Here is a 22,053-nt window from a genome sequence, read left to right as displayed (position 1 = left end):
GTCAGTATCCTGATTTGGTGTCTCAGAATCCCGCTCCGAAAATCTCCGCAGAGGTCATAGTCAACCTCACCATCTTGGTGCTCTCCGCGATGGTGATGATTTTGAATGAAACCGCCCTTTCGGTGGCGCTGCCCACCATCATGGCGGATTTCTCCATCCCGGCGACCTCCGCGCAGTGGCTGCTGACCGGCTTCTTGCTCACCATGGGTGTGGTCATTCCCACCACCGGTTTCCTGATGGATAAATTCACCACCCGGCAGATTTTTGGCGCCTCCACCGGCGTTTTCCTCACGGGCACGGTGCTGGCGGCCCTCGCCCCGGCCTTTGGGTTGCTGCTTGCCGGCCGCGTGCTGCAGGCCGCCGGTACCGCGCTGATGATTCCTACCCTTATGACCGTGGCCATGACGCTCGTTCCACCGCAACGCCGCGGCACCGTCATGGGCATTATCACCGTGGTCATCTCCGTGGCGCCGGCCCTGGGCCCCACCGTCGGCGGGTTCATTTTGAGCATGGCGACCTGGCACGTCATCTTCTGGACCATGGTCCCGCTCATCGCCGCCATTTGCATCGCCGGCTACTTCCGCCTGGTCAACGTGGGCGAGCGCAGGGATACCCCGCTCGATATCCCGTCGGTATTCTTATCCGCCCTGGCCTTCGGCGGGCTCATTTATGGCCTATCGTCCATCGAGAAGATGGTGGAGGGCGGCTCGCTTGCCGATGCCCTCGTGCTCCTCCTCGGCGTCCTCACCCTCATTACCTTTACCGTGCGCCAACTCCGGCTGGCTAAGGTAAACCGCGCGCTTTTGGACCTGCGCCCGTTTAAAGTCCGCAATTTCACCCTCGCGGTCATCGCCATGCTGCTCATGTTCGCCCTGCTGCTGGGCACGGTGAATATCCTGCCCATTTATCTACAGACCTCGCTAGCGGTATCCTCGCTGGTCACCGGCCTCGTGGTGATGCCCGGCGGCCTTTTGCAGGGCGGGATTTCCCCGATTGTGGGACGGATTTATGACGCCCTTGGACCTCGGCCGCTGTTGATTCCCGGCGCAGTCATGTTTTCTACCGGCATCTGGCTGATGACCCTGCTGACAGAAAACAGCGAGGTGTGGATGGTCATCGGCATGCATATCCTGTTCGCCGTGGGCATCGCGCTCATGATGACCCCGCTGATGACGGTCTCGCTGTCCTCGCTTCCCGATGACCTCTACTCCCACGGCTCTGCCATTCTAAATACGCTGCAGCAACTCGCCGGCGCGGCGGGTACCGCCTTCCTCGTGGCCTTTTTGACCAGCGGCACCAAATCCGGCCAAGCCGAGGGGATGAGCGAGGCCGCCGCCACCGCCCAAGGCGCGCACTGGGCCTTCCTTTTCGCCGGCGTGCTCTCGCTTTTCGTGCTCGTGCTAGCGCCCCTGCTCAAACGCGTGCCCGCCGAAGACTAGTCCCCGTGCCGGGAAGCTGCACGTCGCCCGACGCGCCGACGGAGTGGCCTCCGCGCGGGCGTTCCGGGCCATCCCGCCGCCGGTTATCTTGCGACGCCTACTGCGCACACAGCGGCAGCTTTAGCCGCGCGGCTTCGGCATCGTCGCCCCACACCATGAAGATGGACTGAGTACCCTCCACGGCCATGACGTAGGTCTGCGGATCCGTTGAGGCCTCGTAGCTTTGGATGGTGCACCTATCGTTAGACAGCTCTACTGGGTCAGCGTCTGGGAGGACGGCATCGCGTTCTTCCACGCTGGGGTAGTAGGCGGCGGTGTAGTCGAAACCGTCTCCCGAGCAGGTGATCTTCGCTTCTTGACCATCCTCTGGGGCGCGGGAGGAACACTCCGCGCCGAGCGCGCCGTCTTGGCCGCTGCGCGAGCCAATCAGGCTCGGATAAGCATTCGCTAGGTTCTTTTCCTTGTCATCCCAGCTGGGGTAGGACAGGAAATACCACAACGCTCCCGCCGCAGCCACTGCGATGACGGCCAAAACAGAAATGAGCGCGATGAGCCCGCCCTTGCCCTTCTTCTTTGGCGGGGCCGCATTCATCGGTGGTACCGGCTGTTGCTGGTATTGCTGTTGATACTGCGGCTGATACTGGGGGCCCGCCTGGTTCTGCGGCGGGAACTGCTGCTGCGGTTGCGGTGGGAACTGTTGTTGCGGCTGGGACTCGGGCTCTTCGGCCTGCACCGGCGGGAACTGCGAAGTATCGAGATCGCGCTCGGGGCGCAGCGCTGCCACCACCTCTTTGGCGCTCGAGTAATCTTTGTCCGGCGTAAAGGAAGGGCACGTGGCGGCAACGAGTTTTTGGAAGGCGCGGACGGCATCGGCGCCGGTCACGCTCTCGGCCTTTTCTGGAGTTTTCTCGGCGGTTTCCTCCGCCGATTCCTCCGCCGTGCTGGCACCACCTGGACCCGCGGCGGCGAGGACAGCGACCTCCTTGTCCTCATCCACGAAAACGCGCTCGGCGTGAAGCCCATGGACGGCGAAATCCGGGTGGTTGCGGCTAATCAGGAAATCCACCGCGCCGGCCACGGGGGTGAGGATTTCTTGGGCGCGGTGAGTGGTGGGGGCATCGGCAAGCGCGGGCAAGGCTGTGCCTGAGCAGCCCTTGCGGACCAAAAACTCCTGGCCATCCGCAGTCGTTCCGGAGCCCACCAAGCCGGCAAGCGCAGGGTGGTGCAGGCCGTGCAAGGCGGTGGAGGCCTTGACTATGCCCGTAGTCCCCGGAGCGAAAATCTCCACCGTAAGTTCCTCGTTAGTGGAGCCATCCTCCACGGCAAAAAGGGTGGAATTAGGCGCCTCATCCAGCACTGCCTTTTCGTGCAAGTTGTGCAGGGAAGCAAAGAATTCGGGAAGGTGTGGCACGGTTGGTTTAGTCCTTTGCATCTATGGAACGACAGGGAGAATGAAGAAGATTCTAGGCCAAATGGGGCCTGTTCGCTACCGGCGTACACCCATGTGAGCTGCGAGTATGGGCAGTTTGGGCCGTGTAGAGGGCGCTGGGGGCCAAAAACAGGAAATCCTTTGGGGCGTGCGGCGTTACAGTGGGTACCACATTAGAAGCGAAATTTTAGGGGAGTCATGTTCGAGAGGTTTACAGACCGTGCTCGTCGCGTCATCGTCTTGGCGCAAGAAGAAGCACGCATGCTTAACCACAACTACATCGGAACCGAGCACATCCTGCTCGGCCTTATCCACGAAGGAGAAGGTGTAGCTGCCAAGGCTTTAGAGTCCATGGGCATTTCCTTGGAGGACGTGCGCCGTGAGGTAGAGGAGATCATCGGCCAGGGTAGCCAGCCGCACACCGGCCACATTCCTTTTACCCCGCGCGCCAAGAAGGTCCTCGAGCTGTCCTTGCGCGAAGGCCTGCAGATGGGGCACAAGTACATCGGCACGGAGTTCCTCCTGCTCGGACTTATCCGTGAGGGTGACGGCGTTGCCGCACAGGTGCTGACGAAGCTGGGTGCTGATCTGCCGCGCGTGCGCCAGCAGGTTATCCAATTGCTGTCTGGCTACGAAGGCGGCCAGCAAGAAGGCGGCGGCGACTCGAACCAGGGCCCAGGCCCCATCGGTGCGGGCGCAGGCTCCGGTGCCGGTGCCGGCGGGCGCGGTGGTTCCGGCGGCTCGGGCGAGCGCTCCAACTCGCTCGTGCTAGACCAGTTTGGCCGCAACCTCACCCAGGCAGCCAAGGACGGCAAGCTAGACCCCGTCGTGGGCCGCGAGTCCGAGGTTGAGCGCATCATGCAGGTGCTCTCGCGCCGCACCAAGAACAACCCGGTGCTCATCGGTGAGCCTGGCGTTGGTAAGACCGCAGTGGTTGAGGGCTTGGCGCTGGACATTGTTAACGGCAAGGTCCCAGAAACTCTCAAGGACAAGCAGCTGTACTCGCTTGACCTGGGTTCTTTGGTTGCCGGTTCCCGCTACCGCGGTGACTTTGAGGAACGCCTGAAGAAGGTTCTTAAGGAAATTAACCAGCGCGGCGACATCATCTTGTTCATCGATGAGATCCACACCCTCGTCGGTGCCGGTGCTGCCGAAGGTGCCATCGACGCCGCTTCGCTGCTAAAACCCAAGCTGGCCCGCGGCGAGCTGCAGACAATCGGTGCTACCACCCTGGATGAGTACCGCAAGCACATCGAAAAGGATGCCGCGCTGGAGCGTCGTTTCCAGCCGGTGCAGGTCGATGAACCTTCGCTGGATGACACCTTCCTCATCCTGAAGGGCCTGCGCGATAAGTACGAGGCGCACCACCGCGTGTCCTACACCGATGAGGCGCTGCACGCCGCCGCGCAGCTGGCGGACCGCTACATCAATGACCGCTTCTTGCCGGACAAGGCCGTCGACCTCCTCGATGAGGCCGGTGCCCGCATGCGCATTAAGCGCATGACCGCCCCGAAGGGCCTGCGCGAGGTCGATGACCGCATTGCCGAGGTTCGCCGGGAAAAGGAAGCGGCTATCGATGCCCAGGACTTCGAAAAGGCCGCCGGCCTGCGCGATGACGAGCGCAAGCTGGGCGAGGAGCGCTCCGAGAAGGAAAAGCAGTGGCGCTCCGGTGACCTGGAGGAAATCGCCGAGGTGGGCGAGGACCAAATCGCTGAGGTCCTGGCGCACTGGACCGGCATCCCCGTGCTGAAGCTGACGGAGAAGGAATCTTCCCGCCTGCTCAACATGGAAGAGGAGCTGCACAAGCGCATCATTGGCCAGGACGAGGCGGTCAAGTCCGTCTCCCGCGCCATCCGCCGCACCCGTGCAGGCCTGAAGGATCCACGCCGTCCTTCCGGTTCCTTCATCTTCGCCGGCCCGTCCGGTGTGGGTAAGACTGAGCTGTCGAAGTCGCTGGCTAACTTCCTCTTCGGTTCGGATGATGACCTCATCCAGATCGATATGGGTGAGTTCCACGACCGCTTCACCGCTTCCCGCCTCTTCGGTGCTCCTCCGGGATACGTTGGCTACGAAGAGGGCGGCCAGCTGACCGAGAAGGTTCGCCGCAAGCCGTTCTCCGTGGTGCTTTTTGATGAGATCGAAAAGGCCCACAAGGAGATCTACAACACCTTGCTGCAGGTGCTGGAAGACGGCCGGCTTACCGATGGCCAGGGTCGCGTCGTCGACTTCAAGAACACCGTCCTCATCTTCACCTCGAACCTGGGTACCCAGGACATCTCGAAGCCGGTGGGCTTGGGCTTTACCGGCGCCAGCGAGAACGATTCGGACGCCCAGTACGAGCGCATGAAGGCGAAGGTTAACGACGAGCTGAAGAAGCACTTCCGCCCCGAGTTCCTGAACCGTATCGATGACGTCGTGGTCTTCCACCAGCTCACCCGCGAGCAGATCGTGCAGATGGTTAACCTGCTCATTGACCGCGTGGGTACCCAGCTGGAAGAGCGCGATATGGGCATCGAGCTCACCGATAAAGCCCAGAACCTCCTGGCCCAGCGCGGCTTCGACCCGGTTCTTGGTGCCCGCCCGTTGCGTCGCACCATTCAGCGCGATATCGAGGACCAGCTCTCGGAGAAGATTCTCTTCGGCGAGATTGGCGCCGGCGAGATCATCTCGGTCGACGTCGAAGGCTGGGACGGCGAGTCCAAGGACGACTCCGGCGCTACCTTCACCTTCACCCCGCGCCCGAAGCCGCTGCCGGATGACATCGATGAGCCTTCGCTTGCCGATGCCTCCGTTCGCGACAACGATCCCTCCGACGGTTCCGATTCGGATAACTCCGACTCCGATTCCGACGGCGACAACGGCAACGGCCCCGACGATGGCGGGAACGGCGGCCCAGAAGGCAATGGTCCGAAGGACGGCGGTTCCGGTTCCGACAATGACGGCATCGACACCAACGGCGAGCCAGATGTCATTTCCCCGGACGTGCCTTCGGAAAAGCCAGGCCTAGGCAACTCCGACGACGACGGCAAGAACCCGCCACCGGCAGGCGCTGGCCAGCCGATGTAACTAATCGGCTCGGCTCGCCGCCGTTTCGGCCTACCCGAGCCTGCATAACCACCCACGGTTCCGCCGCGAACCCTGGGTGGTTCTTTCATGTCTGCGGCGCCCTAGCGTTCCAACCCGCGCTCGATATCGCTGGGCCCAAAAAGACCGCGGCGCGGGAATTTCTCTGTCCGGCGGTACAGCGGTCTGGTGGCACGGCGGTTCTGCGGCGCAGCGTGGTACACGGGGGTATTGCTAGAATGGCCGCCTATGGGACTTCAATATCGTTCACGCAAAAAGACCGGTAAGAATAGCTGGATAAACATTTCCGGATCCGGTGCCTCCATGTCCACGAAGATTGGGCCGGTGACCTTTAATTCTCGTGGCGGCATGTGGGTCAACCTCCCGGGCGGGCTCAACTTCCGCGGCCGCTGGCGTTAACGGCTCGCTGCGCCTTATCGCTAACGAGCCCGGCGGGCGGTTAAACCGGCAGGTGGTTAGACCGGCAGGTGGAAGAGGCCGGCGGAGTTTTGCTCGGCGAGGCCATCGTCAAGCAGCGAAGCCAGCGCGCGGGAACGCTGCGCGGCATCGGGCCAGACTACGTCGATAGCGGACTGCGGCACCGGGTGATCGGCGGCGCGCAGCACATCTAGAATCTTGCCGCGCACCTGCCTATCGGTGCCGGCAAATTTTTGCACGCGCTTTTTCGCGCGGGTTTGTTCCGCGGCGGAAGGCTCGGGGCACCCGGCGAGCTGCCAGGCACACGTCGCGCGCAGGGGGCAGCGCTTACAATCGGGATTTTTCGCAGTACACACCAGCGCGCCGAGCTCCATGAGTGCGGCAGAAAACCGCGGCCCGTTGCGCTCGGGCAAGAGGGCGGCCACAGCGGCGAGCTCGCGCTTGGAGGGCGACGGGGCGAGGAAATTCCCGTCCTCGGCGCGGGCATAGACGCGGCGCACGTTGGTATCGACCACCGGCACGTTCTGGCCAAAGTGAAAGCACGCCACGGCGCGGGCGGTGTAGTCGCCGATTCCAGGCAGCGCGAGCAGCTCATCCACGTCCGCCGGAACCTCGTCCATTACCCCCGCGCACTCCCAGAGCCGCAGCGCGCGCCGCGGGTAGCCGAGCTTGCCCCAGGCGCGCAACACCTCGGCGCGGGAGGCTTGGGCGAAGTCCGCGGGGGTGGGCCAGCGCCGCATCCATTCCTCCCACACGGGGGCGACGCGGGCGACGGGGGTCTGCTGGCTCATGACCTCGGAAAGCAGCACTCCCCAGGCGGAGGTACCGGGGCGCCGCCAGGGCAAATCGCGTTCATTGGCGTCAAACCAGGAAAGAAGTGCGTGCGTATCCATCTCGCAGGACAGTCTAGGGCATTAAAATATACTTCATGCCATTAAGTAACGTTGCCCATAATCCGCAGGCGGTCTGGGAGGCCCTCCAGGCCGGAAACCAGCGCGTCATCGACGGCACCATCATGGATCTCAACAAGATTTATGAGCGCGACGGGCTCACCCAGGGCCAGGATCCCCGCGTGGTGGTCCTGGCTTGCTCGGATTCCCGCGCGCCCATCGAACACATCTTCAATATCGGCTTTGGCGATGCCTTCGTCATCCGCACCGCCGGCCACATCCTGGACGCCTCCGTGCTGGCTTCCTTGGATTATGCGCTCGACCACCTACACCCCAACCTGCTGGTGGTCTTGGGCCACCAGTCCTGCGGTGCGGTGGCGGCCGCGGTGGATTTTGTGCGCGGCGGCGAGCTGCCCATCGGTCTGCAGCGGCCCATCATCGAGAAGGTCGCGACGTCCGCTTGGACTGCGGGCCCAGATGCCACGCTTGCCGATGTCGAGCGCCAACACACCCTCCAAACCGTCACCCAGGTCGTGGCCAGCATCCCAAATGTGCGCAAGCAGCTTGACGATGGCTCCTTCGGCATCGTCGGCGCCCGCTACCTCCTCGAGGATTCGCGCGTGGAGCCATTGCACTCCTACGGCGTCGAGTTGACACGCGGTGCCGGCTTAGCGGATCCAGGCGCGTCTACCACTTAAAATTAAGTGCGTGAACCAGAATAAGCCCCTTCCAGAAGAGATCTATAAGCGCCGCCGGGTTGCCGCGCTTATCATCGTGATCGTCCTGGCCGTGGTGCTGATCTGGGCGGCGGTGGCAGCCTTTGGCGGCGATAGCGACGATTCCGTTGCCGCGTCCTCAGAGTCTTCGGCGGCAACCACCTCCGCTGAAACCACCAGCGAATCCTCCACCACGTCCGCGGATTCGACGAGCGAATCCGAATCGGAGTCTGCCTCTGAATCGGAGTCCGAGGCGGAAGCTAAGGATGGGGCATCGGAAAGCAAGGAGCCCGAGGAATCCGTGCACGCCGCGAAGGACACCTGCTCGCTTGAGGACTTGGAGGTGCGCACCTCCATGCTCAATTACTCCGTGCCGGACGGCGAACTGCCGAAGTTCTTCATGACCGTCACCAACCCCACCGCCGCGGATTGCAAGATCGACCTAGATGAGAACTCGCTGCGCTTCGAGGTCTACAAGATGGCCGATAACCAGCGCGTATGGTCCGATACCGATTGCTACGCCTCCGTGCAGACCGGCGAGCAGACTTTCCCCGCGGGCGAGGAACTGAAATTCGAGGCCGAATGGTCCCGCCAGGCCTCCGAACCGGGCAAGTGCACCGACCGCCCGACCGCCGAGCCGGGCGCCTACTTCGCCCACACCGTTATCGGCGATAATTCCTCTCCGCCGCAGGACTTCACCCTCCGCTAGCCGCGCGGAAGTTCGCGCCGCGGGAACGCCCGCCCCCTCGTCACCAGCCGGGCTAGAACCGGCCACCGGTTACGGTTGGTCTACGGCTGGGCTGCGGCGAGGGCCTCGCCAAGCGTCGCGACTTGGCGCACCTGCATGCCGTCCACGGGGTTGATTTCCCCGCGGGGGACAATGGCCCGCTTATATCCCAGCCGGGCCGCCTCCTGCAGGCGCCGCTCGACATTGGGCACGGGCCGCAGCTCGCCGGCCAAGCCCACCTCGCCGATGACCACCGTCTTCGCCGGCAGCGCCTGCTCGTGCAGCGAGGACCACGTGGCTAGCGCCACCGCGAGGTCGGTTGCGGTTTCGGTAATCCGCATGCCGCCCACCGTGGCCACATAAGCATCCTTATCGTTCGTGCGCTGGCCGGCGCGCGCCTGCAGTACGGCCAGCACCATGGGCACACGGTTGGCATCGAGTCCCGTGACCACGCGCCGCGGGTTCTTCGCCACGGGGTCCACGGTCAGCGCCTGGACCTCGGCGAGGATGGGTCGCACGCCGTCCATGGCAACGGTTACCGCGGAGCCATCCGGCGTCGTACCGCGGTGGGAGAGGAAGAGCCCCGACGGGTCCGCGACCTCCCGAATACCCCCGGCGGTTTGCTCGAAACAACCCACCTCATCGGTGGCGCCGAAGCGGTTTTTCATCCCGCGCAGCATGCGCAGGCTGGACTGGCGGTCGCCCTCGAAGTTTAAGACGACATCGACAAGATGCTCCAAAACCCGCGGTCCGGCTACGTTTCCGTCCTTGGTCACGTGCCCCACCAGCAGCACGGGGATGCCGGTAGATTTCGCCAGGGAGGTCAGCGCCGCGGTCACGGCGCGCGATTGCGCGACGCCGCCGGGCACGCCTTCTACCCCCACTGCATGCATGGTCTGCACGGAGTCCACGATGATGAGCCCGGGTTTGACGGCATCGACATGCCCAAAGACGGCGTCCAGGTTGGATTCGGCCGCGAGGTACAGCGATTCTTGCAGTGCCCCGGTGCGCTCAGCGCGGGCGCGGACTTGGCCGGCGGATTCCTCGGCGGTGGCGTAGAGGACGGTGCGGCCGAGCTGGGCCCAGCGGGAGGCGACCTCGAGAAGCAGCGTGGATTTACCCACGCCGGGCTCGCCGGCCATGAGCACCACCGAGCCCGGCACGATGCCGGAGCCCAGCACGCGGTCAAGCTCGCTGATGCCCGTGCGCACCGTCTTCGTCGCCTGCGCGCCCACCCGTGTGATGGGCTGTACCGGGCTCGTCGGCGCCACGCCCTTATGCCCACCGCTTGCCGATGCCCCCGCCACCACCGGCGCCTTTTCCTCCATCGTCCCCCACGAACCGCAATCCGGGCAGCGCCCGAGCCACTTGGGGGAGACATAACCGCATTCGGAGCAGGTGTGGATGGGGCGAGATTTTTTGGCCATGGTGTAGAGCCTAGAACGTGGCGGCAAAAACGACGAACGCGCCCGTACTCCGTGGAAAGAGTAGGGCGCGCGTGCCGTGGGCTATTAGTGGTGCGAGTTGCCTGTGTTTGCGTCGGTGGTGTAGCCCTCTGGGGATTCCACGTCGCGGTCGTACTTGCCGGACTCCATCTGGGAGGCGGCGACGGTGGCGTCGACCTCGATGGAGCCGTTGGAGAACTCGAAGGTAACCGGGCGGTGGCCGGCGTAGCCAAAGTCATCGTTATCCAGGTGGGTGGCTACGTACTGTACGGTCTCAGAATCGTGATCCGGGGTGGCGTCCAAGTTCTCCTGGGAGTCCGCCACGATGGAGTGATCGCGCTTGAGCGGCTGGGTCTGCTTCATCTCGACGGTTTGGCCGTCGACCTTCACGGACTTCAAGGTGATGACATCGGTTTCATAGCCCTGGTTGACGGCGTTGAACTTCAACGCGGCGCCACCGTCAGGCTCTGTCAGGATGGTGACATCGCGGACGGCAATCTTATCGTCATCGGTGCTGGCAGAAGCGCCATCAACCGCAGCTACCTTCTCTGCGGTCTGGGCGATGTGGCCTGCCGAGCACGAAGCCAGCGCCAAAGCGGAGACGGCGGTAACGGAAATAATGGCACCGCGGCGGGCGGCGGACTTCAGGGACTGCACGTTGAGCATCCTCCATCAATTGCGATCTCAGGGCTTATCAAATCTTTAGCCTAGTCCCTTTTGATATAAAGTACACAGTTTCTCGCTAACCTAGCGGGTAGTCCGTGGGGGTAATCGGGGGCATCCGGTGGCGGGCAGGCCGCGCGTGATAAAATGGCGACCTTAGTTATCGGCATATTCACGGGATTATAAGGAGTGGCAATGGAATATAAGGTCGGCGAGGTCGTCGTCTACCCGCACCACGGCGCGGCGGTCATCGAGGACATCGAAACCCGCGAAATGGGCGGCGAAGAGCTGGAATACCTCGTGCTGCACATTAACCAGTCCGATCTCGTCGTCCGCGTGCCCAAGAAGAATGCGGATAACGTCGGCGTGCGCGATGTCGTGGGCAAGGAGGGCCTGGAAAAGGTCTTCTCCGTGCTGCGCGATGAAGACGTGGAAGAAGCCGGCAACTGGTCTCGCCGCTACAAAGCTAACCAAGAGCGCCTAGCTTCCGGCGATATCAACAAGGTCGCAGAAGTGGTGCGCGATCTCTGGCGCCGCGACCAGGACCGCGGCCTGTCCGCCGGCGAGAAGCGCATGCTGGGCAAAGCCCGCACCATCCTGGTGGGCGAGCTGGCGCTGGCGCAGCCGGTCGATGACAAAAAGGCCGATACCATGATGGAAGAAATCGACGCCACCATCGAGCGCCACCGCGCCGCCGGCCTGGTCGATGACCAGTCCATTACCACCGATATCGACAACGACATCGATCTCGATGACCTCTCCTTCGACGACGAAGACTAATCCCCGCGTTATCGCCTTAATCGCCGCGGCCGGGCAAGGCACCCGCCTCGGCGCGGAGGTGCCCAAGGCCTACGTCGATCTGCACGGACGCACCCTGCTGGAGCGATCCGTGCGCACCATGGCCAACTCCGGCCTCGTGGACGAGGTAATCGCGGTGGTGAGCCCGGCTATGGAGGGGGAAGCTGGGGGCATCGTCAAGCGCGTGGGCGCAGAAATCCCGGTGCGCCTCGTGCATGGGCGTGGCGAACGCGCCGATTCCATATGGGCCGGGCTGCAGGCAATTCCGGACGAGGACGCCGTGGTGCTCATCCACGATGCCGCCCGCGCGCTCACGCCCACCGCGATGGTCGAGCGCGTGGCGCGGCACGTTCTTGCTGGCGCGCCCGCCGTTGTGCCGGTGGTTCCCGTGACCGATACCATCAAGGAGGTCGCCGGCGACACCATCATCGGCACCCCCGATCGCGCCCGCTTGCGCGCCGTGCAGACCCCGCAGGGTTTCCGCCTCGCAGCGCTGCGCCAGGCCAACCTGGATTATTGGCGCAAGCAGCCGGATTTCATCGCCACGGACGATGCCAGCCTCATGGAATGGCACGGCCAGCGCGTGGAGACCGTGCCGGGCGATATCCTCGCCTTCAAAATCACCACCCCCACGGACCTGACCCTGGCCCGCGCCCTTGCAGAGGAGCAGCATGACTGAGCCCATCATCCCCCGCGTCGGCATCGCGACCGACGCCCACCAGATTGAAGCCGGCAAGCCCTGTTGGATTGCCGGGCTGCTTTTCGATGACACCCCCGGCTGCGAAGGCCACTCCGACGGCGACGTCGTAGCCCACGCGCTTGTCGATGCCCTCCTCTCCGCCTCCCACCTCGGCGATCTCGGCTCTTTCGTGGGGGTGGGCCGGCCCGAATACGACGGTGTGTCCGGCGCCCAGCTCCTGCGCGAGTGCCGTGAGCTGCTGGAAGCGGAAGGTTTTATCATCGGCAATGCCGCCGCCCAGCTCATTGGCCAGACGCCGAAGATGGGCCCGCGCCGCGAGGAAGCCGAGGCCGTGCTTTCGGAAATCCTCGGCGCTGATGTGTCCATTTCCGCCACCACGACCGACCATTTGGGCTTTACTGGCCGCAAAGAGGGCCGCGCGGCGGTGGCAACGGCCGTTGTCTGGCGGCGCCAACACTAACCCCGCGCACGGGTGATTTAGACTGGGGGCGTGAGTACTTTGCGCATTTTTGACACAGCCACCCGCAGCCAACGCGACTTCGAGCCGATCCGCCCCGGCCACGCCTCCATCTACTTGTGTGGCGCCACTCCGCAGGCGCAGCCGCATATCGGGCACCTGCGCTCCGGCGTGGCTTTCGATATCCTGCGCCGCTGGCTGCTCGCGCAAGGCTATGACGTCGCGCTCGTTCGCAATGTCACCGATATCGATGACAAGATCCTCACCAAGGCCGCCGAGAATAATCGCCCCTGGTGGGAGTGGGTGTCCACCTACGAGCGCGAGTTCACCAAGGCCTATAACCTGCTCGGCGTGCTCCCGCCGTCCGTGGAGCCGCGCGCGACGGGGTTTGTCACCCAGATGGTCGAGTACATGCAGCGGCTTATCGACGCCGGCTTTGCCTACCCCGTTCCCGCCCAAGACGCCGAGGCCACCCCGCAGACCGATGGCGCGGCCGGATCCGTGTACTTTGACGTCGAGGCCTGGACCAAGGCGGAGGGATCCGACTACGGTGCGCTGTCTGGCAACCGCGTCGAGGAGATGGAACAGGGCGAGTCAGACAACGCGGGCAAGCGCAGCCCGCTCGACTTCGCCCTGTGGAAGGCCGCCAAGCCGGGCGAGCCGAGCTGGCCCACCCCGTGGGGTCGCGGCCGCCCGGGCTGGCACCTCGAGTGCTCCGCCATGTCGACGTACTACCTGGGCTCCAATTTCGATATCCACTGCGGCGGTTTGGACCTGCAATTCCCGCACCACGAAAACGAGATCGCGCAATCGCACGCGGCAGGCGATAAGTTCGCCAATTACTGGATGCACAACCACTGGGTGACCATGGCCGGCGAGAAGATGTCGAAATCGCTCGGCAACGTGCTTTCCATCTCGAACATGCTGGAGCTCGTGCGCCCGGTGGAGCTGCGCTACTACCTGGGTTCTGCGCATTACCGCTCCGTGCTGGAATACTCCGAATCCGCCCTGACGGAGGCGGCGGCGGGCTACCGGCGTATTGAGGGCTTCGTCAAGCGCTTTGCAGGCGTCGAACGTGGCGACTGGACGCCGGACTTTGAGGACGCCATGAACGATGATATCGCCGTGCCGAAGGCTTTGGCCGCTATCCACACCACCGTGCGCGCGGGCAATAAGGACCTGGCCGCCGGGGACGAGGACGCCGCCCGCGCGAAGGCCGCTCAGGTGCGCGGGATGGCGCACGTACTTGGATTTGACCCGCTGGAGTGGGAAGATGGAGGCGAAGCTAGCGGAGCAGACGCGGCGCTCGATGCGCTGGTCCAGGCAGAACTGGAACGGCGCACGCAGGCCCGCGCGGAAAAAGACTTCGCTACTGCCGATGCCGTGCGTGACCGCCTCACCGCCGCCGGCATCACCATTACCGATACCCCAGACGGCCCCACGTGGTCGTTGACCCAGCGCTAGACAGCTTTCCGCTGTTATTTTCGCTGGTTATTGAACGGTTTCCTCGAAAGGACTGAAACGATGGCACGAACCCATGGCCGCGGTGGCGCGGGCATCCGCAAGACGAATAAGAAGGGCGCTACCAAAGGCTCCGGCGGGCAGCGTCGCAAGGGCCTAGAAGGCAAGGGACCCACCCCGAAGGCCGAGGACCGCGTCTACCACGCCAAGCACAAGGCGAAGCTGGAGCGCGAGCGCCGCAACTCTGGGCGCCACCAGAAAGAAACCGCAGAGATGGTGGTGGGCCGCAACCCGGTCATCGAGTGTTTGCACGCCAAGGTGCCGGCCACCACGCTCTACATCGCTGCCGGAACGCGCAACGATAAGCGGCTTTCTGAGGCCGTGTCCATGTGCAATACCCGCAATATCCCCATCATCGAGGTCCAGCGCCACGAGATGGACCGCATGACGGGAAATGGCATGCACCAGGGCATCGGCTTGCAGATACCGCCATATAAGTACGCAGCGGTGGAGGATTTGATTGCCAACGCCGCCGAGAACCCGCGCCCCGGCATGTTCGTCATCCTGGATAACATCACCGACCCGCGCAACCTGGGCGCCGTCATCCGTTCCGTGGCCGCTTTCGGCGGCGATGGCGTGATCATTCCAGAGCGCCGTTCGGCTTCTGTCACCGCGGTGGCGTGGCGCACCTCGGCTGGCACCGCTGCCCGTTTGCCGGTCGCCCGCGCAACGAATATCACCCGCACCGTGAAGGAATTCCAGAAAAACGGCTACCAGGTCGTCGGCCTCGATGCCGGTGGCGATCACACGCTGGATACCTATGAAGGCGGCACGGATCCCGTCGTCATCGTCATCGGCTCCGAGGGCAAGGGCATTTCGCGTTTGGTCAGCGAGACCTGCGACGTCCTCATGTCCATCCCCATGACCGGGTGGGTTGAGTCCCTCAACGCCTCCGTCGCTGCGGGTTCGGTGCTATCCGAGTTCGCGCGCCAACGCCGCGCAGCCGCAAAATAACCCATCTTCGCCTAGCCGGCTCGCTGCGCCGGACTAGCGCCAGCGGCCATACTGGTCATGTTTCGAGCGCTCAGAATCACCGGCGCAGGTGCAAGCCCAGCGTCAAAAGGCGCGCTGGGTCCTTTGCGGGCACAACGTACTGGGTGTGAAGCGTTGTGGGCCGCAATAATTAAGCGTTATCTGCCCAGGGCGGCAGCCATCGGATGGTTCCGTTGACCCGGGCTAAGTGCCCGCGCAAGGGCGGGGCGTTGGGATCGTCGTCGTTCACGCCATTGTGGTACGGACAGGCGATGGTCAGGTTTCGGGGGTTGGTCTCGCCACCATTTTTCCAGGCATTGAGGTGGTGCACCTGGCATTCATCGGCGGGGTAGCGGCACTCCGGCCATGGGCAGACCGGGTTTTCGGCCGCTGCCATCAGGCGTTGCTTTGCAGAGGCAAAGCGCGAGGTGCGGTAAAGGTTTACCGGGCCGTCTACTGGATGAATGAGGGTGACGTAGCCGTGCTCGGTAAACGCCCGTCGCACCAGCTCCGCGCCGGTCATTGTGGCGCCATTGGTCAACTGGACCACGACATCGCCATCAGAGTCAGAACCATGGGCAGAGTCAGGGCCAGCAGCGGCGTTGGAGCCGGAATCGGCGCTGGGTTTCGAGTTTGTGCCTGAGGATGAGCCGGCGCGGGCGTTGGAGCTCGAGCCGGACTGAGGGCTAGCGTTAGAGCCAGGCTTGTGGCCAGTGGCAGGCTGGGAGCCAGCGGCGGGTTTGGGGCCGGAGCCGAACTCGACGATGCGGTCGAGCTCGTCGAGGCGGAGCACGACATTGGTCGTCACGCTGGGACGGGCGGCGGTCTCGCCGTGGAAGATATTCTGCACGGAGGCAAGCGGGGCATCTTTATCAATGGCGGCATGCATATCGGCGATATCGGCGGACGGGCCGGTAATGGACATGGTCCACGGGCCGTCGGCGCGGCGGTAAATCTTCACGCCGGGCTGGCGCTTGACGGGGCCCTTGAGCTCTTTGACGCGGGCGCGGCCCCGCTTATCAATATCCGAGACCTTCCCCTCCATCCCGCACAATTCGCGTCGCAGCGCCCAGGCATCGCGCTTCTTCTTCAGCTTGGCGGCGTGGCGCTCGATGGTGAGCAGAGCCGTGAGGCTGTGCCCATTGGCGCGGCTTGCGGCGATGGATTCGCGCTGTTGGCGGCGAAAGGCGGTGGTGCCGAAGTAGGTTTCGGCAAGCGTGAGCAGGCGGGTGGCGGTGGTATCGGGGCACCCGGCCGCAATCAGCGCGCGCACAGACAGGCCGCGGCAGTCGGCGATGATATCCATGCCGGGTGCCAGGCCCTTGAGAAATGTCTGCAGCGCATTCATGACCCAGAGACTAAGGAGGCCGGCAAGCCCGCGCTAGCCGATGCCCCACCTCCCTGTGGACAACTATCCTTAAGCGTCACCTAAACCAAAGAATTCGCGGACTTTATCCACAGCATTGAAGGAATCCGTATTTGGCCCTATGCTCAGCGGCGTTTCTTTGCTAGAGGGAATCACGTGCCCGAGGCCTTCCATGGTCCACAGTTCCACGGGGTAGTCGCCGTCGTAGTAAGTGGACGTTATCCCGGGGATGGGCTGGGTTTCGCGGGGCGGGCGGCAGCCATTGGCAAGGGCGAAGTGCTCCGCGGTGGCGGGAGCAGAAAGCACGCACCCGCGGGTTTGTTGCCCATCGATGCCGGCTAGCCCGCCAGCATAGGGCGCAATCGGATCTTCGGTGCCGTGGATAAAAAGCAGCGGGGTAGGCCGGTAGCCATCGGGGTGGGTGGGCGCGTGATTGGAACCTTCGCCCAGCGTTGAGGCGAAGACGCAGGCGCCGGTGAGGGTGAAGGGGGCATCGTAAAGCAGGCGCAGCACCATCTGTCCGCCATTGGAATAGCCGGCGGCGAAGGTGCGCGCGGTGGAGTACTCGCGCTGCATGGTCTCGATGAGGAAGGTGCTAAAGGCAACGTCATCGATCCCGAGCTCGCGGGCGCGGACCGGCAGATCGGCGCGGGTGTCGTTGAAGTGATGGTCGATGCCGTCGGGGTAGACGACGAGGGTATTGGTGGCATCGGCAAGAGCGTCGACCGTGCCGTTGGTAAAACGGCGAATGACGTTGGCGGACTGGTGGGAGCCGTGGAAAAACAGCAGGAGGTCCGGCTGGGGCCCGAGGTGCTCGGGCTCGATGACGATGAAGCGGCGGGTGTGGCCATCCACATCCGCGGTGCGACGATTAATATGCATGCCCGCCGAGTTTAGTCGGCGTGGTGGGCCTCTGCGGCGGTGCGGTTATCGGCGGGGAAGTGCTTGGCCGCTACCTCATCGCGGATGGCGCGCTTGCCCTGCCGCCAGCCGATGAACCGGCACACCAGGTAGATCACAAAGGAAATGGTGGTCACGAAGACGGAGACCGGCAGGCCTGGCGCCAGCGAAAGGATGAAACCGCCCACGGCGGAGACTTCGGCGAAGATGGTGGACCACAGCACCGCGCGCAGGGGCGAGGAGGTGATTTGTACCGCCGCCGCGCCGGGGGTGATAAGCAGCGCCATGACGAGCAGCGAGCCGACGATTTGCACCGACTGCGCCGCGGCGAGGCCGACAAGGACTGCGAAGGCGACGGAGATCGCGCGGGTGGGAACACCGGCGGCGCGGGCCATATCAGGATCGGCGGAGGCAAAAAGCATGGGCCGCCAGAGGAAGCCGACGGCGGCGACGATGATGACCGTGGTGGCGGCCAGCAGCCACACTGAGGCGGAGGATACGCCGACGATTTGGCCGGTTAAAAGCGTCATCGCCGTATTGGAGTTGCCGGGGTAGAGGTGCAAAAACAGCACCGAAAGGCCCAGGCCAAAGCTCATGACCACGCCGATGGCGCTGTCTTGCTGGCCCTTAAAGCCCAGCATGGCCAGGATGATAGCGGCGACGATGGCGCCAGCGACCGCGCCGAAGCCCAGGTTGAGGCCGAAGAGGAGTGCCGCGGAGGCACCCATAAGCGCCAGCTCAGAGGTGGCGTGGACGGAAAAAGACATCTGGCGCAGCACGATGAGCGAGGTCATCACGCCAGACAGGATGCCCAGCAGCGCGGAGGCGATGAGCGAGGACTGCACGAAGTCCACGCTGAGCAGGTATTGGGTATCTTCCCAGTAATTAGACAACGATGAGCCTCCCGTCGACGTTTAAGACATTGACCTTGGAACCGTAGAGCTCCGAGAGGACCTCGGAGCGCATGACCTCATCGACCGGGCCGAAGGTGTGGCCATTGGGCGCGATGTAGAGGACCTTATCCGTCACCCCGAGCACGGGGTTGATGCCGTGGGTGACAAAGACGATGGAGGTACCGCGCTCGCGGCGCAGCGAGTTCAGCTTGTTAACCGTGGCATTTTGCCGGGCGGGGTCGAGGGAGAGGAGGGGCTCATCGGCAAGAATAAGGTCCGGGTCATTGGCCAGGGCTTGGGCCTGGCGGATGAGTTGTTGCTGGCCGCCGGATAGCAGGCCGACGCGCCGGTCCCGCAGCCCCGTGGCACCCACCTCTTCCAACAGCTCGTCCACCTGTCCACGGGGTGGGTGCCGGTGGCGGAATACCCCGTGCGCCACGGAGAGCGACACGAGGTCGCGGGCGCGCAGGGGAAGGTCAGCGGGGAACATGCGCTGCTGGGGGATGAACCCGACCCGGCAGTTGACGTCGACGCGGCCGCTGGTCAGCGTGCGGGTGCCGAGGATGGTGCCCAGCAGGGTGGACTTGCCCACGCCATTGGGGCCTAAAACGGCGATAAACTCGCCGCGGTCCACGGCGAGATTAAGCTGCGACCACAGCGGGTCTACTGCGGCCTCATGGAATTCAACGAGCACTAGTGCTTCCCCAGCTTGCTCGTGACTTCGTCGTAGTATTCCCAGAACTTCTTGCCATCCGGCGGGGTTTCGCCGATTTCTACGATATCGACGTCGTTGTCCTCTGCGGCGGACTTGATGCGGCCGGCGGTATCGGTTTCGGTCTGGGGGTTGAAGATGAGGAGATCGACCTCGCCATCGTCGATGGCCTTGATGAAGGCGGCGACATCGGCAGTAGCGGGCTCGCCCTCGGAGATGGTGGCCTTGCGGTAGCCCTCGGGGGTGACGTCCTTGCCGTCGGTGTACTTCATGAGGTAATCGGCGATGGGCTCGGTTTGGGCGTAATTCAGGCCATCGGGAAGCTCCTTGAGCTTATCGCGCAGCTGGTCCACGTGGGAGTCGATCTTCTCGGTGGTGGCACCGGCGTCGGAGTACTTCTCGTTGATCTGGTCCGCGATGGATCCGGCCACCTCCTCCAGGGCGGCGGGGTCGTACCAGATGTGCTCGTTGCCCTCGATATTAGTGACCTTGTCCGGGTCATCCTTGGCGGTGGCCTTCGCGGCATCGATGGTCATGACATCGGGGTCCTCGTCCAGCTTGCCGTGGTCCGTCAGCGGCAGGGCGGAAATGATGTTGTCCTGATCGGAGACGGCCTGGTAGATCCAGGCGTCGTAGCCGCCGCCGTTGACCACGAGCATGTCGGCGTCGTTGGCCTTGGCTACATCGGCCGCGGTGGGCTCGAAGTGGTGGGGGTCGGTGTCATTGCCCTCCACGATGGGCTCGACCTCGATGTCGATGCCGGAGGCGGTATCGGCCACGGCCTGGGCAACATCGGCCCAGATGGAGGTAGAGGCGACGATGGAAATCTTCTTATCACCGGAGTCGCCGGAACCAGAGTCGGTTCCGGATCCAGAATCGGAATCTGTAGAGCATGCGGCGGTAAATAGGAGGCCACTTGCTGCGAGTAGGGCTGTTGTTGCGCGTAGTGACGTGTGCATACCCTCCAGTGTGCGTTTGCTGGCAATCATTGTCAATTGAACATGCATTGAAAATCCGGCGCCAGGGCGCAGGGTAAGGTAACAGGCATGGTTAAACGCAGCCCCACCCGGAAGACACTGGCCTCCCTCGCCGCGGAGTTGGGGGTTTCGCGCACAACCGTATCCAATGCCTATAGCCGCCCTGACCAGCTCTCCCCGGCAACGCGGGAGCGCATTTTGGCCGCGGCCAAGGCGCGCGGTTACCCGGGGCCTGATCCCACGGCGCGCAGCCTGCGCACCCGCCGCGCTGGGTCGGTAGGCGTGCTGCTGACCGAGCACCTGTCCTACGCCTTCGAGGACATGGCGTCGGTGGATTTCTTGGCGGGCATGGCGGAGGCATCGGCAGGCGCGCAGACTACGCTGACGCTGATTCCCGCCGGCCCAGAAGGCGAGGCGGAGGCGACCAGCCTGGTGGGTTCGGCTGCGGTCGATGGCTTCGTGGTCTATTCGGTCGCCGCGGGCGATGCCTACCTCGCGGCCGCGCGGGGCCGGGGCCTGCCGCTGGTGGTCTGCGATCAGCCCACGGACGCGGGCCTGCCGTTCGTGGGCATTGATGATCGCGCGGCGATTGCCCCGGCGGCGCGTGCGCTTATCGATGCCGGGCATCGCCACATCGGCATCCTCGCCATCCGCCTGCGCCTGCAGCGCCACGACGGCCCGATTTCCTGGCAGGAAGTCCAGGACGCGGAGATGCACGTGCAGCGCTCGCGGGTGATGGGCGCGCTCGACGTCTTCGCCGAGGCGGGCATCGCGCCCGAGTCCGTGCCCGTGGTCACGCAGCACATTAACGATGCCCATACCACCCGCGCCGCCGCCGAGCTCTTGCTCGACGCGCATCCGGAGCTTACGGCCGTGCTGTGCACGACCGACTCCATGGCGCTCGGCGTGCTGGCCTATGCCCGCGAGCGCGGGCTGAGTGTGCCAGAAGACCTATCCGTGACCGGCTTTGACGGCATCGATGCGGCGCAGCGCCTCGACCTGGCTACCGTCATCCAGCCCAATAAGGCCAAGGGGGCCGCGGCCGGGCACATGCTGGAAAAGCTCATCGCTAGCGCGACAAGTGATTCTGCCGGTGCAGGCAGCGCGAAGGTCGGCGCCGAAGGAGCGGAGGAGGTGCCGCGGCGGGTGTTGCAGACGCGGTTCGCGCCGGGGAAATCGGTTATTGCACCGCGGCCGCGCGGGCGGTAGCGAGCTCGGTGAGGAAGTGGGCGACGGCGTCGACATCGGCAAGCTGCACGGCGGCGATGGAATCGCCCTCGCCCACCTTGACGCCCACGTCCGGCGGCTGGTGGAGGGCACGGAAGCCGTGCTCATCGGTGACGTCATCGCCTAGAAAGACCATGGCGGTGGCGACGGTGCGCTCGCGGAGGGTCTCCAGCCACGTGCCCTTCGTGGCGGTGGTGGCGGAAAACTCGATGACGGACTTGCCGGCGGTGCGCGGGAAACCGGCGGTATCGAGCGCCAGGCCCGCCTCATAGGCGGCCGCGCCCTGCTCCGGGCTGTCCAGCTCGAGCGAGCGCAGGTGCAGCACGCGTTGGAAGGGCTTGACCTCGAGCTCCGCGCCGGGGAAGCGGTCTATGATGCCGCGGATTTCTTCCTCCTTGCGCGCAAGGTGCTCGCGCATGGCGGGGGTGAGCTCGGTCTGCTGCCAGGAGGACTCGGCGCCGTGGGAGCCACCGAAGAGGACGGGCTCGCGCAGGGGACACACGCGCTGCAGACCCTCGAGGTGGCGCCCAGACAGCACCGCGGCCGTGGTGCGCGGCAGGTGGGCCAAGTGGTTGAGGGCGCGGGCGGCATCGGCGTTGATTTCCACGTCATAAATGTCGGCGGCAATCGGGGCCAGCGTACCGTCAAAATCAGAAACCACGGCGAGCTCTTCTGCCGCGGCCAAGGCCTTAATGGTGGTAGAAAGCGTCATGGCATCCC

General features: G+C 64.2%; 21 protein-coding genes. 11 read left to right on the top strand and 10 right to left on the bottom strand.

All coding sequences use genetic code 11. The annotated features are described in order from the left end of the window. Positions 1 to 17 precede the first annotated feature (17 nt). Positions 18 to 1,439, top strand: coding sequence for an MDR family MFS transporter (locus tag HMPREF1257_RS08510; RefSeq protein WP_023023920.1), 1,422 nt, complete (start codon positions 18 to 20; stop codon positions 1,437 to 1,439). A 97-nt stretch (positions 1,440 to 1,536) separates the two neighbouring features. On the opposite strand, the gene HMPREF1257_RS08505 is transcribed toward HMPREF1257_RS08510, so the two are convergent. Beyond that, entirely contained in the window at positions 1,537 to 2,850 is a 1,314-nt protein-coding gene (locus tag HMPREF1257_RS08505) for a hypothetical protein (protein WP_023023918.1), read from the bottom strand. 216 nt (positions 2,851 to 3,066) lie between these two features. On the opposite strand from HMPREF1257_RS08505, the gene HMPREF1257_RS08500 reads away from it, so the two are divergent. After that, complete coding sequence (locus tag HMPREF1257_RS08500) at positions 3,067 to 5,934, top strand: ATP-dependent Clp protease ATP-binding subunit (RefSeq protein WP_023023916.1); 2,868 nt, start codon at positions 3,067 to 3,069, stop codon at positions 5,932 to 5,934. A gap of 246 nt (positions 5,935 to 6,180) precedes the next feature. Further along, complete coding sequence (locus HMPREF1257_RS12265) at positions 6,181 to 6,351, top strand: DUF4236 domain-containing protein (protein WP_081443674.1); 171 nt, start codon at positions 6,181 to 6,183, stop codon at positions 6,349 to 6,351. A gap of 56 nt (positions 6,352 to 6,407) precedes the next feature. Here HMPREF1257_RS12265 and HMPREF1257_RS08495 read toward each other — a convergent pair whose 3' ends face one another. Beyond that, a complete protein-coding gene (locus HMPREF1257_RS08495; RefSeq protein ID WP_023023914.1) occupies positions 6,408 to 7,262 on the bottom strand; it encodes an A/G-specific adenine glycosylase in 855 nt (284 codons plus the stop codon). Between the two features lie 35 nt (positions 7,263 to 7,297). On the opposite strand from HMPREF1257_RS08495, the gene HMPREF1257_RS08490 reads away from it, so the two are divergent. Together HMPREF1257_RS08490 and HMPREF1257_RS08485 are read left to right on the top strand one after the other, a co-directional pair. Then, positions 7,298 to 7,957, top strand: a complete 660-nt coding sequence (locus HMPREF1257_RS08490; protein WP_023023912.1) for a carbonic anhydrase — start codon at positions 7,298 to 7,300, stop codon at positions 7,955 to 7,957. 10 nt (positions 7,958 to 7,967) lie between these two features. Next, on the top strand, positions 7,968 to 8,684 hold the full coding sequence (locus HMPREF1257_RS08485) for a hypothetical protein (RefSeq protein ID WP_023023911.1): 717 nt from the start codon (positions 7,968 to 7,970) through the stop codon (positions 8,682 to 8,684). A gap of 80 nt (positions 8,685 to 8,764) precedes the next feature. On the opposite strand, the gene radA is transcribed toward HMPREF1257_RS08485, so the two are convergent. Both radA and HMPREF1257_RS08475 read right to left on the bottom strand, forming a co-directional pair. Further along, entirely contained in the window at positions 8,765 to 10,129 is a 1,365-nt protein-coding gene (gene radA, locus HMPREF1257_RS08480; protein WP_023023909.1) for a DNA repair protein RadA, read from the bottom strand. 84 nt (positions 10,130 to 10,213) lie between these two features. Beyond that, a complete protein-coding gene (locus HMPREF1257_RS08475; RefSeq protein WP_034659561.1) occupies positions 10,214 to 10,813 on the bottom strand; it encodes a hypothetical protein in 600 nt (199 codons plus the stop codon). A 192-nt stretch (positions 10,814 to 11,005) separates the two neighbouring features. Between HMPREF1257_RS08475 and HMPREF1257_RS08470 the strand changes: the two genes are divergently transcribed. From HMPREF1257_RS08470 to rlmB, 5 genes are read left to right on the top strand one after another with little or no spacing between them, the layout of a single operon-like run. Beyond that, the gene (locus HMPREF1257_RS08470; RefSeq protein ID WP_005279544.1) at positions 11,006 to 11,590 is read left to right on the top strand and encodes a CarD family transcriptional regulator; all 585 of its coding nucleotides are present in this window, start codon (positions 11,006 to 11,008) and stop codon (positions 11,588 to 11,590) included. After that, on the top strand, positions 11,562 to 12,287 hold the full coding sequence (gene ispD, locus HMPREF1257_RS08465; protein ID WP_023023904.1) for a 2-C-methyl-D-erythritol 4-phosphate cytidylyltransferase: 726 nt from the start codon (positions 11,562 to 11,564) through the stop codon (positions 12,285 to 12,287). Before HMPREF1257_RS08470 ends, ispD begins: the two co-directional genes overlap by 29 nt. Next, positions 12,280 to 12,768, top strand: coding sequence for a 2-C-methyl-D-erythritol 2,4-cyclodiphosphate synthase (ispF, locus tag HMPREF1257_RS08460; RefSeq protein ID WP_023023902.1), 489 nt, complete (start codon positions 12,280 to 12,282; stop codon positions 12,766 to 12,768). Before ispD ends, ispF begins: the two co-directional genes overlap by 8 nt. A 30-nt stretch (positions 12,769 to 12,798) precedes the next feature. Continuing rightward, positions 12,799 to 14,229, top strand: a complete 1,431-nt coding sequence (cysS, locus tag HMPREF1257_RS08455) for a cysteine--tRNA ligase (protein ID WP_023023900.1) — start codon at positions 12,799 to 12,801, stop codon at positions 14,227 to 14,229. A 60-nt stretch (positions 14,230 to 14,289) separates the two neighbouring features. Further along, positions 14,290 to 15,240: a 23S rRNA (guanosine(2251)-2'-O)-methyltransferase RlmB gene (gene rlmB, locus HMPREF1257_RS08450; RefSeq protein ID WP_023023899.1), complete on the top strand. Its 951-nt coding sequence runs from the start codon at positions 14,290 to 14,292 to the stop codon at positions 15,238 to 15,240. 169 nt (positions 15,241 to 15,409) lie between these two features. Here the strand turns inward: rlmB and HMPREF1257_RS08445 are convergent, their stop codons facing one another. The 5 genes from HMPREF1257_RS08445 to HMPREF1257_RS08425 form a co-directional block, all read right to left on the bottom strand. Continuing rightward, positions 15,410 to 16,606, bottom strand: coding sequence for an HNH endonuclease signature motif containing protein (locus HMPREF1257_RS08445; RefSeq protein ID WP_023023897.1), 1,197 nt, complete (start codon positions 16,604 to 16,606; stop codon positions 15,410 to 15,412). Between the two features lie 69 nt (positions 16,607 to 16,675). Next, positions 16,676 to 17,506: a PHB depolymerase family esterase gene (locus HMPREF1257_RS08440; RefSeq protein WP_023023896.1), complete on the bottom strand. Its 831-nt coding sequence runs from the start codon at positions 17,504 to 17,506 to the stop codon at positions 16,676 to 16,678. Positions 17,507 to 17,517: 11 nt separating this feature from the next. After that, the gene (locus HMPREF1257_RS08435; protein ID WP_023023894.1) at positions 17,518 to 18,417 is read right to left on the bottom strand and encodes a metal ABC transporter permease; all 900 of its coding nucleotides are present in this window, start codon (positions 18,415 to 18,417) and stop codon (positions 17,518 to 17,520) included. After that, positions 18,410 to 19,111 carry a metal ABC transporter ATP-binding protein gene (locus HMPREF1257_RS08430; RefSeq protein WP_023023891.1) on the bottom strand — a complete coding sequence of 234 codons (702 nt, stop codon included), beginning with the start codon at positions 19,109 to 19,111 and terminating at the stop codon, positions 18,410 to 18,412. Before HMPREF1257_RS08430 ends, HMPREF1257_RS08435 begins: the two co-directional genes overlap by 8 nt. Continuing rightward, positions 19,111 to 20,136 carry a metal ABC transporter solute-binding protein, Zn/Mn family gene (locus tag HMPREF1257_RS08425; RefSeq protein ID WP_023023889.1) on the bottom strand — a complete coding sequence of 342 codons (1,026 nt, stop codon included), beginning with the start codon at positions 20,134 to 20,136 and terminating at the stop codon, positions 19,111 to 19,113. The genes HMPREF1257_RS08430 and HMPREF1257_RS08425 overlap by 1 nt, the downstream gene beginning before the upstream one ends. A 39-nt stretch (positions 20,137 to 20,175) precedes the next feature. On the opposite strand from HMPREF1257_RS08425, the gene HMPREF1257_RS08420 reads away from it, so the two are divergent. Beyond that, positions 20,176 to 21,315: a LacI family DNA-binding transcriptional regulator gene (locus HMPREF1257_RS08420; RefSeq protein WP_023023887.1), complete on the top strand. Its 1,140-nt coding sequence runs from the start codon at positions 20,176 to 20,178 to the stop codon at positions 21,313 to 21,315. Here the strand turns inward: HMPREF1257_RS08420 and otsB are convergent. Beyond that, the gene (otsB, locus tag HMPREF1257_RS08415) at positions 21,287 to 22,045 is read right to left on the bottom strand and encodes a trehalose-phosphatase (protein WP_023023885.1); all 759 of its coding nucleotides are present in this window, start codon (positions 22,043 to 22,045) and stop codon (positions 21,287 to 21,289) included. The two genes, HMPREF1257_RS08420 and otsB, sit on opposite strands and share 29 nt — an antisense overlap. Positions 22,046 to 22,053 lie beyond the last annotated feature (8 nt).

Source organism: Corynebacterium sp. KPL1814, from assembly GCF_000478175.1.
In the GTDB taxonomy this organism is placed as follows: domain Bacteria; phylum Actinomycetota; class Actinomycetes; order Mycobacteriales; family Mycobacteriaceae; genus Corynebacterium.
The sequence above is the reverse complement of the archived record's forward strand: the minus strand, read 5'-3'. Positions and strand labels throughout refer to the sequence as shown.